A 15,343-nucleotide genomic window follows, 5' to 3' on the forward strand; every position below is an offset into this window, starting at 1 on the left:
AGATCAGAAAATGATGAATAGTATGAAGACACCACAAGAAATAGCCGAAATGATATCCAAACGTTTTTATCCATTACCCGATGCGGATTTGGATTCTCTGGCCTCGATCATAGAATCAAGTAAGGCTGCGAAAGGAGAATTATTGTTGGATAACGGACAAATATCTAAATATTTATATTATGTGGAATCGGGATTATTACGCCAGTTTTACTATAAGAATAAACGTGATATTACCGAGCATTTCTCCTGTGAGGGAAATATCGTTATTTGTATAGCCAGCACATTCCAAAGAGAACCGACGCGTTTATTAATCGAGGCATTGGAACCGACGGTTTATCACCGGATCTCTTTTTCGGAATTTAGCGATTTATTGAAAACATCTTTAGCTATTAATAGATTGTACCAGAAAATACTGGAGTGGGCTTTGATGCTTTCGCAAGAGAAAGCGGACTCTTGGCGTTTTGAGTCGGCAAGAAAACGTTATCTGCGTTTTCAACAGGAATATCCGGAAGCAGCGAAACGTGCTTCTGTCAATCATATCGCCTCGTATTTATTGATGACACCCGAATCTTTGAGCCGGGTGCGGGCGGGAGTGTTGTAGTCTCTACCTACATTCAGGTATTATTGAGGTGAAAATAGCAATTTGTGGTGATTTCACGGTTCAAGTAATCCATCTATATTTGCGTCAGTTTAAAAAACGTAGAAGCAATGAAAATAGAAAAGATTACAGGACGTGAGATCCTAGATTCAAGAGGTAACCCGACAGTAGAGGTTGATATTTTACTAGAGTCCGGCGTTATGGGCCGTGCGTCTGTGCCTTCCGGTGCGTCCACCGGCGAGAACGAGGCTTTGGAGTTGCGTGATGGCGATAAGAAGCGTTATGGTGGTAAAGGCGTATTGAAAGCGGTTGAGAATATCAATACGATTATCGCTCCGGCATTGAAGGGGATGTCTGCCTTGGATCAGATAGGTATCGATCATGCGATGTTGGCTTTGGACGGTACGAAAACTAAATCGAAACTAGGTGCGAACGCTATCCTTGGCGTTTCTTTAGCTGTAGCGAAAGCTGCCGCAAATTATTTGGATATTCCTTTATATAGATATATTGGTGGAACGAATACCTACGTGATGCCTGTTCCGATGATGAATATAATCAATGGCGGTTCGCATAGCGACGCTCCGATCGCTTTCCAAGAGTTTATGATTCGTCCGGTAGGTGCCGCTTCTTTCAAGGAAGGCTTACGTATGGGCGCTGAGGTATTCCATGCGTTGAAAAAGGTATTGCACGATCGTGGGTTAAGTACCGCTGTTGGTGATGAGGGTGGTTTCGCCCCGAATTTGGAAGGTACGGAAGATGCCTTGAACTCAATTATCGCCGCTATCAAGGCGGCTGGTTATGAACCGGGCAAGGATGTGATGATCGGTATGGATTGCGCTTCTTCTGAGTTTTATAAGGATGGAATCTACGATTACACGAAGTTTGAAGGAGAAAAAGGAGTGAAACGTACTTCCGACGAACAAGTGGATTATCTGGAAAAGCTGATCAACGAATACCCGATCGATTCCATTGAGGATGGTATGAGTGAGAATGATTGGGCTGGTTGGAAGAAACTGACAGATCGTATTGGTAACCATTGCCAATTAGTCGGAGATGATTTGTTCGTGACAAATGTAGAGTTCCTTTCAAGGGGTATTAAAGAAGGTTGCGGTAACTCAATCTTGATCAAGGTAAATCAGATCGGTTCCTTGACGGAGACACTGAACGCTATCGAGATGGCTCACCGTCATGGATACACGACCGTTACTTCACACCGTTCCGGTGAGACGGAAGACGCTACGATCGCCGATATCGCTGTCGCTACCAATAGCGGACAGATCAAGACGGGATCATTAAGTCGTTCGGACCGTATGGCTAAATATAACCAGCTGCTTCGTATCGAGGAGGAATTGGGAGACCGTGCCGTATACGGATACAAAAGAATCAATTAAGTATATAAAGTAAATTATAATCGCTAATTATGTAGTAATCCAAAACCCAAGATATTGAAGGGCTTATCCGTGAGGATAGGCCCTTTTTATTGATTGATAAAGTATTATCTATAACCTCATAAAATATATCGATTAGGAAAATTGTTTTAATGAAGAAATATGTTATATTTTTGTATCGGAAATAAAAACAAATAGTATTCATTTAAAAATAGAAACAAGTATGGAACCGATTATTAATTCTCAACTTCCGGAGTTTAAAGTACAAGCTTTTCAAAATGGTAATTTCAAGACTGTAACCAACGAGGACGTCTTGGGTAAGTGGGCTATCTTTTTCTTCTACCCGGCCGATTTTACATTTGTTTGTCCAACAGAGTTGGTCGATATGGCTGAGAAGTATGAGCAGTTTAAATCAATGGGAGTAGAAATTTACTCTGTAAGTACAGACTCTCATTTTGTACATAAAGCTTGGCATGACGCTTCCGAGACTATCCGTAAGATCCAATATCCGATGTTGGCGGATCCCACTGGAGCACTGAGTCGTGCGTTTGGTGTGATGATTGAGGAAGAGGGTATGGCATACCGTGGCACTTTCTTGGTAAATCCGGAAGGAAAGATCAAAGTGGCCGAGATTCATGATAACAATATCGGTCGTGACGCTTCCGAGTTACTTCGTAAAGTTGAAGCCGCTCAGTTTGTCGCTTCACATGATGGTGAGGTTTGTCCCGCTAAATGGAAGAAAGGGGAGGCTACCTTGAAACCTAGCATTGACTTGGTAGGGAAAATCTAAATAATTAAGAGTATAGATCGTGTTAGAATCAATATTAAAAGAACAATTAAAAGGTATATTCGCAGGGTTAAATGCGAATTATACCTTTGATATATCGATCTCTCCTGCGCATGAAAGTAGACAGGAATTGTTGGATTTATTAGGTGATGTTGCCTCTTGTTCGGATAAAATATCTATGCAGGTATCTGATGGGGAGGGATTGGAATTCATTTTATTAAAGGATGGAGCGAAAACGGGGATTAAGTTTCGTGGAGTACCTAATGGACACGAGTTTACTTCCTTGCTGTTGGCGATCTTGAATTCAGATGGGAAAGGCAAGAATTTTCCGGACGAGAGTATTTGTAATCGTGTTAAAGCCTTGAATGGCCCGATACATCTGACGACCTATGTCTCTTTGACTTGTACGAATTGCCCGGATGTGGTACAGGCATTAAACGCTATGACGACTTTAAATCCTCAGATCCATCATGAGATGGTAGATGGGGCTATCAATCAGGCGGAAGTTGATGCCTTGAAGATACAAGGCGTCCCCTCTGTCTTTGCGGATGGAAAACTGATCCATGTAGGACGTGGGGAATTCGGTGAATTGTTATCGAAGCTGGAAGCTCAGTATGGAATCAATGAGAGCCTGACAGAGAAGACGGTAAAACGATATGACGTGGTTGTGGTCGGTGGAGGGCCGGCTGGTGCTTCTTCCGCTATTTATTCCGCACGAAAGGGGCTGAGTGTCGCTGTCGTGGCGGAGCGTATCGGCGGGCAGGTGAAGGAGACGGTAGGAATTGAGAATCTGATTTCAGTTCCGGAGACAACAGGTACCCAGTTGGCTGACAATCTGCGCTTGCATATGCGGCAATATCCGATTGACCTGCTGGAGCATCGTCGTATAGAGAAGGTTACGATAGAAGGAAACGAGAAGGTTTTGTCTACGGCTGGAGGTGAGATATTCAAGGCTCCGGCGGTTATTGTCGCTACGGGCGCTAGCTGGCGTAAATTGAATGTACCGGGTGAGACAGAGTATATAGGACGTGGAGTGGCTTTTTGTCCTCATTGCGACGGTCCGTTTTATAAGGGAAAACATGTCGCCGTAGTTGGCGGTGGAAATTCCGGTATCGAGGCGGCTATTGATTTGGCGGGGATCTGTTCGAAAGTAACCGTTTTGGAGTTTATGGATGAGTTAAAAGCGGATCAAGTCTTGCAAGAGAAAGCGAAGAGTTTGCCGAATGTCGAGATCTTTGTTCGTTCACAAACAACCGAGGTGGTTGGAAATGGCGACAAGGTAACCGGTATCCGTACAAAGGATCGTAAGACAGGGGAAGAGCGTGTTCAAAGGATCGTAAGACAGCAGAAGAGCGTGTTATTCATTTAGACGGTATTTTTGTTCAAATCGGCTTAGCCGCTAATAGTGGTGTCTTTAAGGAGATTGTCGAAACAAATCGTCCCGGTGAGATCGTGATTGACGCACATTGCCGGACGAATGTCCCGGGTATTTATGCAGCGGGCGACGTTTCCACCGTACCCTTTAAGCAAATCATTATTTCTATGGGAGAAGGCGCCAAAGCGGCCCTTTCGGCCTTTGAAGATCGGGTACGTGGTGTACTCGGTTGATGAAATACCTACAAATAGGTAATTTTTGAACAGCGTATCTCTTTTATCGGTTATATTACTATATTTGCGATCGAGAGAAAAGAGATGGATAGATTAAGAAAATATCTGAGGATATTACTCCCTGCGCTGTTCATAGCCTATTTGGGATGTATTATCGCGTTTACCCACGTTCATATTGTCAACGGGGTAACGATCGTCCATTCTCACCCGTATCATAAAACGGACGATGGTCGTCCGGACCATGAACATGGCTACGCCGAGTTTCAGTTGCTTCATCAGTTATCTGTCTTGCAGATAACAGGTGCGGCTTTCGTCGCTATTCTGCTGGCGGCTTTTTATTCCTTTATCCGTAACTTATCTTTCGCTCCGGTCTATCCGGACTATATCGTTCCCTTCCGGGGAAGACGTACGCTTCGGGCTCCTCCCATATTCTGATATTGTGAGATTAATAACATTGTATTACTTATCAGAATAAATTAAAATGAATAAATTTTTCATCTTTATACTATGCCTGTGCTGTGCCCTAACGGTAGCTCAGGCCACGGGAGAGGACCGTCTAAACGACTCAGACGCAAATGTTTTCGGACATGTATTGGATAAGAAAACAGGGGAACATCTTCCCTTTATCAACGTATTGTTAAAAGGTACCACGATCGGTACGACCACCGATAACTCGGGACATTATTTCCTGAAGAATCTGCCGGAAGGTAAATTTACGCTAGAATATAAAGCGCTCGGGTATAAGACTATCTCTAAAGAAGTGACCCTAAAGAAAGGAAAAACCTTAGAGATTAATGTAGAACTGGAAGAAGACCAGATCGCCTTGGATGGCGTGGTGGTATCTGCGAATCGTGCGGAAACTTCCCGCCGGTTGGCTCCCACATTAGTGAATGTATTGGATGCGAAGGTTTTTACTACGACCAATGCGGTGAATTTGGCACAGGGACTAAATTTCCAACCGGGTGTACGGGTAGAGACGAATTGCCAGAATTGCGGTTTCCAGCAAGTCCGGATCAATGGATTAGACGGACCTTATACCCAAATACTGATTGATTCACGTCCCATATTCAGCGCTTTATCCGGCGTATATGGGCTTGAGCAAATACCGGCGAATATGATCGAGCGGGTAGAGGTGATGCGAGGAGGGGGATCGGCACTGTTCGGCTCGTCCGCTATCGCCGGGACAATTAATATCATCACGAAGGAGCCCTTGAGAAATTCCGGGGAATTGTCGCATACGTTAACCTCGATCGGTGGGACATCCGCTTTCGATAATAATACGACCCTAAATGCCTCTTTGGTATCGGAAAATGGGAAAGCGGGCTTATATCTTTTTGGCCAGAACCGTCATCGTTCCGGTTTTGATCAGGATGGAGATGGTTTTACGGAGTTGCCTAAATTGAAGAATCAAACGGTTGGTTTCCGTTCGTACCTGAAAACGAGTACTTATAGTAAATTGACATTCGAGTATCATCATATGAATGAATACCGCAGGGGAGGAAATCTGTTGGATCGTCCGCCTCATGAAGCGGATATCGCCGAACAGTTGGAGCATTCGATTGATGGAGGAGGTCTGAAATTCGATCTTTTCTCCAAGGATTACAAACATAAATGGAGTGTTTTCACTTCTGCCCAAAATACGGACCGGGATAGTTATTACGGGACGAACCAAGATCCGAACGCTTACGGCAAGACTACGGACCTGACGGTTATGGCCGGTACGCAATATGCTTATAGTTTTGATAAATTTTTGTTTATGCCATCGGATTTGACTGCCGGTTTGGAGTATAGTTTCGATCATTTGAAGGACGAGATGATCGGGTATAATCGCTTTACGAATCAGAAGGTGCATATCGAGAGCGCATTTTTGCAGAATGAGTGGAAAAATAAGCGATGGAGCTTCTTGATTGGCGGTCGTTTGGATAAACATAATATGATGGATCATGTAATATTCAGCCCTCGTGCGAATATCCGTTTTAACCCGACGGAAGATATCAATATCCGGGCTAGTTATTCCAGTGGTTTCCGTGCCCCGCAAGCGTTCGATGAGGATATGCATATCTCGGCGGTCGGCGGAGAGGTCGCTATGATCCAGCGTGCGAAAGATTTATCCGAGGAGAAATCGCAGAGCTTGAGTGCTTCGGTCGATTTTTACCATCGTTTTAAGAATGGTATCCAGTTGAACTTCTTGGTGGAAGGTTTTTACACCAGCTTAAGTGATGTGTTTGTCTTGGAAGATATTGGGAAAGATGAGCAAGGCAATCTGATTAAGGAACGTCGTAACGGTTCCGGGGCGAAAGTGATGGGATTAACCTTGGAAGGAAAGTCGGTGTTAACTTCATGGCTATCTTTGCAAGCGGGCGCTACTTTCCAGCGAAGCCGTTATAAAGAGGCCGAGAAATGGAGCGATGACGAGAATGTGCCAGCCGAGACAAAGATGTTCCGTACGCCGGATATCTATGGTTATTTTACGGCTACTCTCACGCCTTTCAAACGTTTCACGGCTTCCCTGTCGGGAACCTATACGGGAAGTATGTTGGTGCAGCATTTGGCGGGATATATACCTTTGGATAAGGCGGTGGAGACTCCGGATTTCTTTGATATGAATATCAAGCTTGCGTATGAGTTCCCGCTTTACAAAGAGCTGAAACTAGAAGTAAATGGGGGCGTGCAGAATCTGTTCAACGCTTACCAATCCGACTTTGACCAAGGTAAGAACCGGGATTCCTCCTATATCTATGGCCCGGCTAGCCCGAGAAGTTATTTTGCCGGTGTAAAGATGAGCTTTTAATCATGTAATGCCCTTTGAAAAAACATGTACGTGTTTCGTGAAAAACACGTACGTGTTTCCGAAAAAAGACGTACGTGTTTTTTTGAAGGCAAAATAAACAAAAAGACAGTGTTCCCAAGCATATGATCGCCCTACGGAAACACTGTCTTTTTTATGGGATAAATCGGGATGTTTTATTTAACGAACGGAGCGGCTTGCAAATAAGCGGCGCTCTTCTCTACGCCCTCGAACTGGGTACGGCCTTTCTTGTCGCCTTCCAGTTCCACGTAGTAGCCGAGGATACCGATCTCGTACGCTTTCTTGAATATATTCGGGAAATTCATCATACCGGAATCACCGATGATCCAACGATCCTTGATGTGCAATAACTTAAAACGATTCGGATAATTCTCCATCCATTCCACGGGATCTTGCTGCCCCATAACGGCCCAATATACATCCAACTCGAACATAACCTTATCCGGATCGGTATTTTTTAGGAATAACTCCTCGATATAAGTACCTTTAGGAGGTGCCCACGGATTCGGGTTCTGTTCCGGTTTCTCGCCGGCTTTCAATACCCGTTTGAACTCATTGCTATGATTATGGTAGCCCCATAGGATTCCCGCTTTCTTCGTGATCTCTCCGGCACGGTTGAAGATCTCCGATACTACTTTGGCGTCATCCTCGTTTTCGATACGGGGTAAACTCGGTTGTACCATACAACTAACACCTAGCTCGGCATGGATATCGGTTGCCTTTTTCCAGAACTCGTCGAATTTGGGCATATTCTCTTTCGTGTACTCACGAAGAGAAGGGGTCAGGTGTGAGCTACTGATTCTCAAACCGGCATCATCCACCATTTTCTTATAATCCTTGGAGGCGATGAATGTCGTATTTTTAGGATTATAATCACCGAATTTACCAGTGTCTTCCCTATATCCGAAAATCTCCAGATCGGTATATCCCGCTTTTGCCAATCGGTTCAATCCGTTAGGCATATCTTGCAGTAACTCCTGTCCGAGCGAATAGGTTTGCAATCCCATCTTTTTCCCGGCGGTTGCCGAGGATATCGCATCCGTGGCGGGTATGGATCTGGTGGGATTTGAAGCCATTACTTTTTGGCTGGCTATGCCCCCTAAAGTAAGTAATGAAATGTTTCTCAAAAATGTTCTTCTGTCTGTCATGGTGATAAAGAATTAAAATTAAACATCTGTTTCTCGCAAATATAGTTAACCTTTTTGAAGTTTATTAAGAAAATGTCTCTCAAAAACTTGCGATTGGGTTTAAATAGATTTAAAATTTGACATAACTCAATTTTACGAACTTACTCCATACATCCAATTACCTGAATAAGGGGATTGTTTGGTATACCTCCGTGGATTTTTAATGTGATTTTACCCATTCTTAGGTATTGTGGGGCTGTAGTCTCTGATCGTAACTTTGCAACGTTTTAAATAACATAATTGATTAAATGATGATGAAGAAAATCAGAGGGCTTTTCCTCTCCTTTTTACTGTTGCTTATTTCCATCTCGGCTTTTTCTCAACATAAAACAATGATATCGGGTAAAGTCCTGTCCACGGAAAAAACAACCGTGGATTTCGCTACCGTTTATCTAAAAGGTACGAATTACGGCGGGACTACGAATGAGGAAGGTATCTATCATCTTCAAGCTCCCGCGGGAGAATATACATTAGTAGTATCGGCTATCGGATATAAGACGGTAGAGAAACCCGTGAAACTGATGCGTGGGGAACGGACAAAGATGAATGTGGTAATCAGCCCTCAAGCTACGGAGTTGGATGAGGTGGTTGTCGTTTCTAATGGCGTGACCCGGCTCAAGCGTTCTGCGTTCAATGCCGTGGCCCTCGATACGAAAGCCTTGCAAAATTCAACCCAGAACTTGAGTGAAGCCTTGGCTCAAGCGCCCGGAATGAAGATCCGGGAGTCCGGCGGTGTCGGCTCGGATATGCAACTGATGATGGATGGATTTACCGGCAAGCATATCAAGATCTTTATCGATGGGGTTCCGCAAGAAGGTGTCGGCAGTTCTTTCGGACTGAATAACATTCCGGTGAATTATGCCGAGCGTATAGAGGTCTATAAGGGTGTGGTACCGGTGGGTTTCGGAACAGACGCTATCGGAGGTGTTATCAATATCATCACCAAGAAGAACCGGAACAAATGGTTCTTGGATGCTTCTTATTCATACGGGTCTTTCAATACGCATAAATCTTATGTGAACTTCGGACAAACTTTCCGGAGCGGACTCACGTATGAGATCAACGTTTTCCAGAATTATTCGGATAATAATTACTATGTGGATACTCCGGTGAAGGACTTTACGACCGGAGCGATCAATAAGAAAAAGATCGAGCATGTGAAGCGTTTTCATGATACGTATCATAACGAGGCCGTTATCGGGAAAATAGGTTTCGTGGATAAGAAATGGGCGGATCGTTTGATGTTTGGGTTTACCTATTCACATATGTATAAAGATATACAGACGGGCGTACGCCAAGAAGTGGTGTTTGGCGGCAAATATCGGAAGGGATACTCGATCATGCCGTCGTTGGACTATCGCAAGCGTGATTTCTTCGTTAGGGGCTTGGATGTGGTATTGACGGCGAATTATAATAAGAACATGACGAACAATGTAGATACCTCTTCCTATGAATATAATTGGCGTGGCGAGATGCGTCCGCTCCGGATGCCCGGTGAGCAATCTTATCAGAACACCCGGTCGGATAATAATAACTGGAACGGAACCTTAACAGCTAACTACCGTATCGGTAAGGCGCATACGTTCACGTTCAATCACGTGATCAACGCGTTCCGGCGTTCGAATCAGTCTCTTTTGAACGAGGACTCGGAAGCGAACGCTATCCCGAAGGAAACCCGTAAAAATATCAGCGGTCTTTCGTATCGCTTGATGCCGACGGAACATTGGAACTTGTCTGTGTTCGGTAAATATTACAACCAGTTTATCGCGGGGCCTGTCGCTACTTCCTCGGCTCAAGATGACTATATACGTACGACCAATTCGGTAAGCGCGATGGGATATGGGGCCGCGGGAACTTACTTTATCTTGAAAAGCTTGCAAGCGAAATTGTCCTATGAGAAAGCCTATCGCCTGCCGACCAATGAGGAGATGTTTGGCGATGAGGACCTTGAGACCGGCGATATTTCCTTGAGACCGGAGAACAGCGATAACGTGAATCTGAATTTAAGCTACAACGAGACATTCGGTAAGCATTCCGTATATGTGGAAGGCGGATTGATCTACCGAAATACGAAAGATTATATCCAACGGAATATATCGGATTTGAGCGGCGGTAAATATGGCGCTACCTATGTGAATCATGGTCGTGTAGAGACCAAGGGTTACAATATCTCGGTTCGCTACGGTTTCGCTAACTGGGTAAGCGTAGGAGGAAACTTTACGCAGATGAATGTAAGGGATAACGTGAAGACGGTTACCAGCGGGACGAACCAAGAGAGCTTGACATATGGCGCACGTATGCCGAATCTTCCTTATCAGTTTGCCAACTCGGATGTGACCTTCTACTGGCGTAATTTGTGGAAGAAAGGCAATACGCTAAGTGTCACTTACGATAATTTATATATGCATAGTTTCCCGCTGTATTCGGAGGCAGTAGGCAGTGAATCCGAATTTGTGGTACCAACTCAATTCTCGCATAACCTGACACTCTCTTATGGTATACAGAACGGGCGTTACAATATCTCTTTCGAGTGCAGGAATCTCACGAACGAGAAATTATACGATAACTTCAGCTTGCAGAAGGCTGGCAGGGCTTTCTATGGTAAGGTGAGGGTTTATTTCGGTAATTAATTTAAAGTGTGACTATCTTTTATTTATCAATAATTAATTCAAAACATAATAGATTAAAACAACATGAAGAAGAATTATTTAATGACAGGTCTTGCCGCCGCGTTATTGGTTGGGGGGGTATTTACTTCTTGTAGTGACGACGATCCTGTAAACCCGGATAACGGAGGCAACGGGAATGGAAATGGCGGAGGATCGACCTCGGAGGCGGTTTCGAGCTATGTAGTTGCCGCTTCTGTCGGTGACGCGAATTACTTGTTGACAGCCGATACGCTGGGTGATGGCTCTATCTCCGCTAAAAACAACGGACTCACTACGGAAAGCGGTACGCAATGGATCTTCTATAAGGATAAATATTTGTATCGTTTGGTTTACAATCAAGGAAATGCCGGTGTTACTTCTTCATACGTACTGAATACGGAAGGCAAGGTTAAGGAGCGTGATAATACTTACGAGATCAAGCGGTTTACTTCTTATGGTATCTATGGCGACTATATCATTACATCTTCTACCGGTGATCTGGGTGAGGAATATGCGGACGAGAATGGTTATCTGCCTAAAGGTTTCTTGCTCTCTTATCTGGATGTGGCCAAAGAGACGTTTACGACAAACACGAATACGATCTTGTCGGAGAATTATTTGGGAAATGGCGAGTTTGTTACGTTAGCGGGTATTCTCCAAGCGAACGGCCGGATCTATTCCGCGGCTATCCCGATGGGATTGAGTAAGTACGGCGTGAAAGCGGAGGGAGGTAAATATGTTAAATACCCGGAGCTGGTAAAGACTGAATCCGGAGGAAGCGGTAGTGGCGCTTACGAAAAAGGGGAATTGCAATGGACGCAATATCCGAACGAGGCTTGGGTCGCTATTTATGCGAACGAGAAATTCGAGAACCCGAAACTGATAAAGACGGATAAGATCAGTTATGCTTGCGGACGTAACCGTTCTCAATACTACCAGACCATTTGGACGGCAGACAACGGCGATGTGTATGTGTTCTCGCCCAGCTATGCCAAGACGATGACCGCGGAGGTACAGAAAACGACTTTGCCGGCCGGTGTAGTTCGTATTAAGGCTAACGCGGAGGGGTTTGATCCTGATTATTATTGTAATTTGGAGGCACAGACGGGTGGTAAGGCATTCTTGCGTTGTTGGCATATCACGGAAGATTATTTCTTGTTGTTGATGTATGATCGTCCGTTGACTGAATCCGGATTCGCCGCGAAAGAGTTGGCTATTTATAAAGGAGAGGATAAGAGTCTTACTTACGTGAAGGGGCTGCCTTCCACGGATGTTATTTCCGGATTTGGCAATACTCCGTTCTCGGAGGATGGTATCGCTTATATGGCGGTTACGACTACCGATGGAAGTCAACCTGCCGTGTATCGTATCGATCCGAAGACAGCTACCGCAACAAAAGGTCTTACCGTTGAGGCAGAGCAAATCAGTGGTGTAGGTAAATTGACTGCCGCTCAAGAGTAATAAGCAAGTATGAGTCGGACTCACATTCTTTTAATATTCCTCCTGCTCCCGCTAACCCTGCGGAGCCAGGAGGATATTTGTATAGGAAAGGAACTGGTTTTGTACTCTACCGTATTGCAAGAAGACCGGAGTTATTGGATACACCTGCCGGAGCATTATAATATGGATACGAAACAACGCTATCCGGTTGTTTACCTGCTAGATGGAGATTCTTTCTTTCATTCGCTGGTAGGCATAAGGAAAACGTTGGCATCCGGTAGAGGTAAATATCTACCTCCCTGTATTATTGTCGGGGTATTAAATACGGATCGGACACGTGATTTTACGCCTACCGCTTCAGCCGCCGGACGGGATGGTAAAATCTCCATAGATGCGATTCCGCAAGGAGGGGGAAGTGAGGCTTTCAGTAAGTTTCTTACGGAAGAACTTCGCCCTGCTATCGATAGTGCCTATCGCACGAACGGCTGGAATATGCTTATCGGTCATTCGTATGCGGGGCTTTTCACCTTGAATACGTTTCTTCGTCATACGGAATTATTTGATACCTATCTAGCGGTCGACCCTAGTTTGTGGTGGGATCAGGGGCGGTTGGTCCGGGAGGCGGAGGCTTTGGTTGCAGGCCGGGATTTTAAAGGGAAAAGCCTGTATATCGGTGTCGCGTCTAAAAAAAGGACGGACCGGGTGGACATTCATCTTGACAAAGTGAGTTATCTTCTTTCGGAGCTTTTACCGCAAGCGGAGAACCTGCGTTTCTTTAGTAAATCATTTCCCGACGAGAACCATGGAACGGTAGCGGTTCCGGGTATATATGACGGGATTAAACAATTATTCGGAAAATGAGAAAATTCTTTGCGAAAGTACATTTATGGCTATCGATACCTTTTGGCATTATTATTGCGATTGTCTGCCTGACCGGGGCGATTCTCGTCTTTGAGACAGAGATATTAGAATTAGGCTACCCTTCCCGTTATTTTGTAAAGAAAGTAAAAGGGGAACCTCTCTCGCCTGCCACCTTGATAGAATCGGCGCGCCAACAATTACCCGATTCGGTTCGAATAAACGGTATTCGGGTATCGTCTGACCCGAGACGAACCTATCAACTTGTATTACCGGGGAAAAAAGCCGCCGGTTTTATTGATCCCTATACCGGGGAGGTGACCGGGATGGATGACGGACAAGGTTTTTTCCTGAAAATGATGCGTCTTCATCGTTGGTTACTTGATGAGTATAAACGGGATGGAAGTTTTTCTTGGGGAAAATCAATAGTTGGCTATGCGACTTTGGTCTTGGCGATTATTATTATAAGTGGAATCGTAATTTGGTATCCCCGTAATAAAAAAGTATTGAGAAACCGGTTGAAAGTAAAGACCAAGGCTGGTTGGTTCCGTTTCTTCTATGATTTACATGTCTCCGGGGGATTCTATGCGGCATTGCTCCTGCTTATCTTAGCGTTAACCGGATTAACATGGTCGTTTGGTTGGTATCGAAATGCCTTTTATAGTGTCTTCGGTATTAGTGCAAACCCGCCTCAAGCGCATCATGCTCCAGCTTCTTCCGGCGCGAAGAAACCCGCGAAGAAAAAGACGGATTACACACAATGGGCTGAGGTGTTATCGGCATTGAAAAGCCATTATCCGGACTTTAACTCAATCACGATCCAAGATGGCTCCGCTACGGTTTCTACGGCCCGTTATGGAAATACAAGAGGAAGCGACCGTTACTCCTTTGATCCTGCTACGGGTGAGATTACGGAAGTCCAATTATATAAAGATCTCCCAAAATCGGGGAAGATAAGAGGATGGATTTATTCCGTACACGTCGGCTCGTGGGGGGGAATGACTACCCGTATATTGACTTGCTTAGTTTCCTTGTTGGGGACGATCTTCGCGATAACCGGCTATTATTTTTGGATAAAGAAACAATTCAGGAAACTGAGATGAAAAGAAAGAGGTATGTTTGACCCACATACCTCTTCATAAATCTAAACCAATCAAGTTGAATACGCAAACGTTGTAATATTAAGGTTAAACAGTTATGTATGTAAAAGTGTGCGTCTATTCAATTCCTTCTTTCCTTATAGATGCCAACCACTGGTCGATCCGCCCTTCTGTTTGATCGTCTTCATTCATTTCATCCAAAGGAAGTCCGACGAACATACCGTTTATGCAGGCGGTGGAACTGTCAAATGAATATCCCGAGGCATCTACAGCGCCAATGAATTTGCAACCTGTATTTCGCAGGTCGGAATAGATCGTACCGATGGCGTCACAGAAAGTGTCGCTAAAAGAGGCTGAGTCTCCGCAACCGAATAATGCGACGGTTTTCTCACTTAAGTCCAGCTTTTTCAGCTTCCCTAGATAACTATCCCAATCATCTTGCAAATCTCCGGCGCCCCAAGTAGAACAGCCCAATAACAAGATTTCATAAGGCGCTACATCAGCGGGAGAAGCGTTAGATACGTCATGAATATCTTTGTCTTCCACACCCAGCTTCTCTGCGATACGTTTCGCGATCCCTTCCGTCGTTCCTGTAGACGAGCCGTAGAATATTCCTATAGTCTTCATTCCTATTTGTTTTTATAGTTTAATAACGAAGACAAATATCCGATATCTTATTAGTCTCAGCAATACCTACAAATATGTATTTTGACGGTCGGGAATACCCATGAATGACCAGTGATGGTTGGGGGAAGAAAGCATTTTGTGAATTTGTCGATAATTTGAATTGTTTTTTATAAATTTGCCAACGTATTGGTTCGCCTACTTTATTCAGGGTACGGCGATTAAAAGGGAATCAGGTGAGAAACCTGGACAGTCCCGCTGCTGTAAGCTCCAAAAAAGCTTTAGACATCAACTCA

Annotated in this window: 11 protein-coding genes, 1 pseudogene and 1 riboswitch; of the genes and pseudogenes, 10 read left to right on the forward strand and 2 right to left on the reverse strand. The window is 44.5% G+C overall.

Annotated elements, in window-relative coordinates; translation table 11 throughout:
- The first annotated feature begins 10 nt into the window (after positions 1 to 10).
- The 6 genes and pseudogenes from QVP94_RS12860 to QVP94_RS12885 all read left to right on the forward strand — a co-directional run bounded on the left by QVP94_RS12860 (position 11) and on the right by QVP94_RS12885 (position 7,172).
- A complete protein-coding gene (locus QVP94_RS12860; RefSeq protein ID WP_008777750.1) occupies positions 11 to 601 on the forward strand; it encodes a Crp/Fnr family transcriptional regulator in 591 nt (196 codons plus the stop codon).
- A gap of 107 nt (positions 602 to 708) precedes the next feature.
- Positions 709 to 1,989, forward strand: a complete 1,281-nt coding sequence (eno, locus tag QVP94_RS12865) for a phosphopyruvate hydratase (RefSeq protein WP_005867398.1) — start codon at positions 709 to 711, stop codon at positions 1,987 to 1,989.
- A 220-nt stretch (positions 1,990 to 2,209) separates the two neighbouring features.
- The gene (ahpC, locus tag QVP94_RS12870; RefSeq protein WP_005867400.1) at positions 2,210 to 2,776 is read left to right on the forward strand and encodes an alkyl hydroperoxide reductase subunit C; all 567 of its coding nucleotides are present in this window, start codon (positions 2,210 to 2,212) and stop codon (positions 2,774 to 2,776) included.
- A gap of 19 nt (positions 2,777 to 2,795) precedes the next feature.
- A pseudogene (gene ahpF, locus QVP94_RS12875) lies at positions 2,796 to 4,381 on the forward strand (alkyl hydroperoxide reductase subunit F).
- Positions 4,382 to 4,465: 84 nt separating this feature from the next.
- Positions 4,466 to 4,816 carry a DUF8478 family putative metalloprotein gene (locus QVP94_RS12880; protein WP_005867403.1) on the forward strand — a complete coding sequence of 117 codons (351 nt, stop codon included), beginning with the start codon at positions 4,466 to 4,468 and terminating at the stop codon, positions 4,814 to 4,816.
- Positions 4,817 to 4,862: 46 nt separating this feature from the next.
- Positions 4,863 to 7,172, forward strand: a complete 2,310-nt coding sequence (locus QVP94_RS12885) for a TonB-dependent receptor (RefSeq protein ID WP_008772879.1) — start codon at positions 4,863 to 4,865, stop codon at positions 7,170 to 7,172.
- 173 nt (positions 7,173 to 7,345) lie between these two features.
- Here QVP94_RS12885 and QVP94_RS12890 read toward each other — a convergent pair whose 3' ends face one another.
- Positions 7,346 to 8,338 carry a sugar phosphate isomerase/epimerase family protein gene (locus tag QVP94_RS12890; RefSeq protein ID WP_005859698.1) on the reverse strand — a complete coding sequence of 331 codons (993 nt, stop codon included), beginning with the start codon at positions 8,336 to 8,338 and terminating at the stop codon, positions 7,346 to 7,348.
- Positions 8,339 to 8,625: 287 nt separating this feature from the next.
- Here QVP94_RS12890 and QVP94_RS12895 point away from each other — a divergent pair, with 287 nt between their 5' ends.
- The 4 genes from QVP94_RS12895 to QVP94_RS12910 all read left to right on the forward strand — a co-directional run bounded on the left by QVP94_RS12895 (position 8,626) and on the right by QVP94_RS12910 (position 14,426).
- Positions 8,626 to 11,007: a TonB-dependent receptor gene (locus tag QVP94_RS12895; protein WP_008777751.1), complete on the forward strand. Its 2,382-nt coding sequence runs from the start codon at positions 8,626 to 8,628 to the stop codon at positions 11,005 to 11,007.
- Positions 11,008 to 11,070: 63 nt separating this feature from the next.
- A complete protein-coding gene (locus tag QVP94_RS12900) occupies positions 11,071 to 12,486 on the forward strand; it encodes a DUF4374 domain-containing protein (RefSeq protein ID WP_005867406.1) in 1,416 nt (471 codons plus the stop codon).
- Between the two features lie 9 nt (positions 12,487 to 12,495).
- Complete coding sequence (locus QVP94_RS12905) at positions 12,496 to 13,326, forward strand: alpha/beta hydrolase (RefSeq protein ID WP_005867407.1); 831 nt, start codon at positions 12,496 to 12,498, stop codon at positions 13,324 to 13,326.
- Positions 13,323 to 14,426, forward strand: coding sequence for a PepSY-associated TM helix domain-containing protein (locus QVP94_RS12910; protein ID WP_005867408.1), 1,104 nt, complete (start codon positions 13,323 to 13,325; stop codon positions 14,424 to 14,426). The genes QVP94_RS12905 and QVP94_RS12910 overlap by 4 nt, the downstream gene beginning before the upstream one ends.
- A gap of 114 nt (positions 14,427 to 14,540) precedes the next feature.
- Here the strand turns inward: QVP94_RS12910 and fldA are convergent, their stop codons facing one another.
- Positions 14,541 to 15,050, reverse strand: coding sequence for a flavodoxin FldA (fldA, locus tag QVP94_RS12915; RefSeq protein WP_005859688.1), 510 nt, complete (start codon positions 15,048 to 15,050; stop codon positions 14,541 to 14,543).
- 170 nt (positions 15,051 to 15,220) lie between these two features.
- Positions 15,221 to 15,343, forward strand: a riboswitch (cobalamin riboswitch). This riboswitch is flagged as partial in the annotation.

Source organism: Parabacteroides sp. CAG:2 (genome assembly GCF_000436315.1).
Classification (GTDB): Bacteria; Bacteroidota; Bacteroidia; order Bacteroidales; family Tannerellaceae; genus Parabacteroides; species Parabacteroides distasonis.

Coding starts and splice junctions, on each gene's coding strand:
- QVP94_RS12860 (WP_008777750.1), top strand. CDS start 11: ATGATGAATAGTATGAAGACACCACAAGAAATAGCCGAAATGATATCC.
- eno (WP_005867398.1), top strand. CDS start 709: ATGAAAATAGAAAAGATTACAGGACGTGAGATCCTAGATTCAAGAGGT.
- ahpC (WP_005867400.1), top strand. CDS start 2,210: ATGGAACCGATTATTAATTCTCAACTTCCGGAGTTTAAAGTACAAGCT.
- QVP94_RS12880 (WP_005867403.1), top strand. CDS start 4,466: ATGGATAGATTAAGAAAATATCTGAGGATATTACTCCCTGCGCTGTTC.
- QVP94_RS12885 (WP_008772879.1), top strand. CDS start 4,863: ATGAATAAATTTTTCATCTTTATACTATGCCTGTGCTGTGCCCTAACG.
- QVP94_RS12890 (WP_005859698.1), bottom strand. CDS start 8,338: ATGACAGACAGAAGAACATTTTTGAGAAACATTTCATTACTTACTTTA.
- QVP94_RS12895 (WP_008777751.1), top strand. CDS start 8,626: ATGATGATGAAGAAAATCAGAGGGCTTTTCCTCTCCTTTTTACTGTTG.
- QVP94_RS12900 (WP_005867406.1), top strand. CDS start 11,071: ATGAAGAAGAATTATTTAATGACAGGTCTTGCCGCCGCGTTATTGGTT.
- QVP94_RS12905 (WP_005867407.1), top strand. CDS start 12,496: ATGAGTCGGACTCACATTCTTTTAATATTCCTCCTGCTCCCGCTAACC.
- QVP94_RS12910 (WP_005867408.1), top strand. CDS start 13,323: ATGAGAAAATTCTTTGCGAAAGTACATTTATGGCTATCGATACCTTTT.
- fldA (WP_005859688.1), bottom strand. CDS start 15,050: ATGAAGACTATAGGAATATTCTACGGCTCGTCTACAGGAACGACGGAA.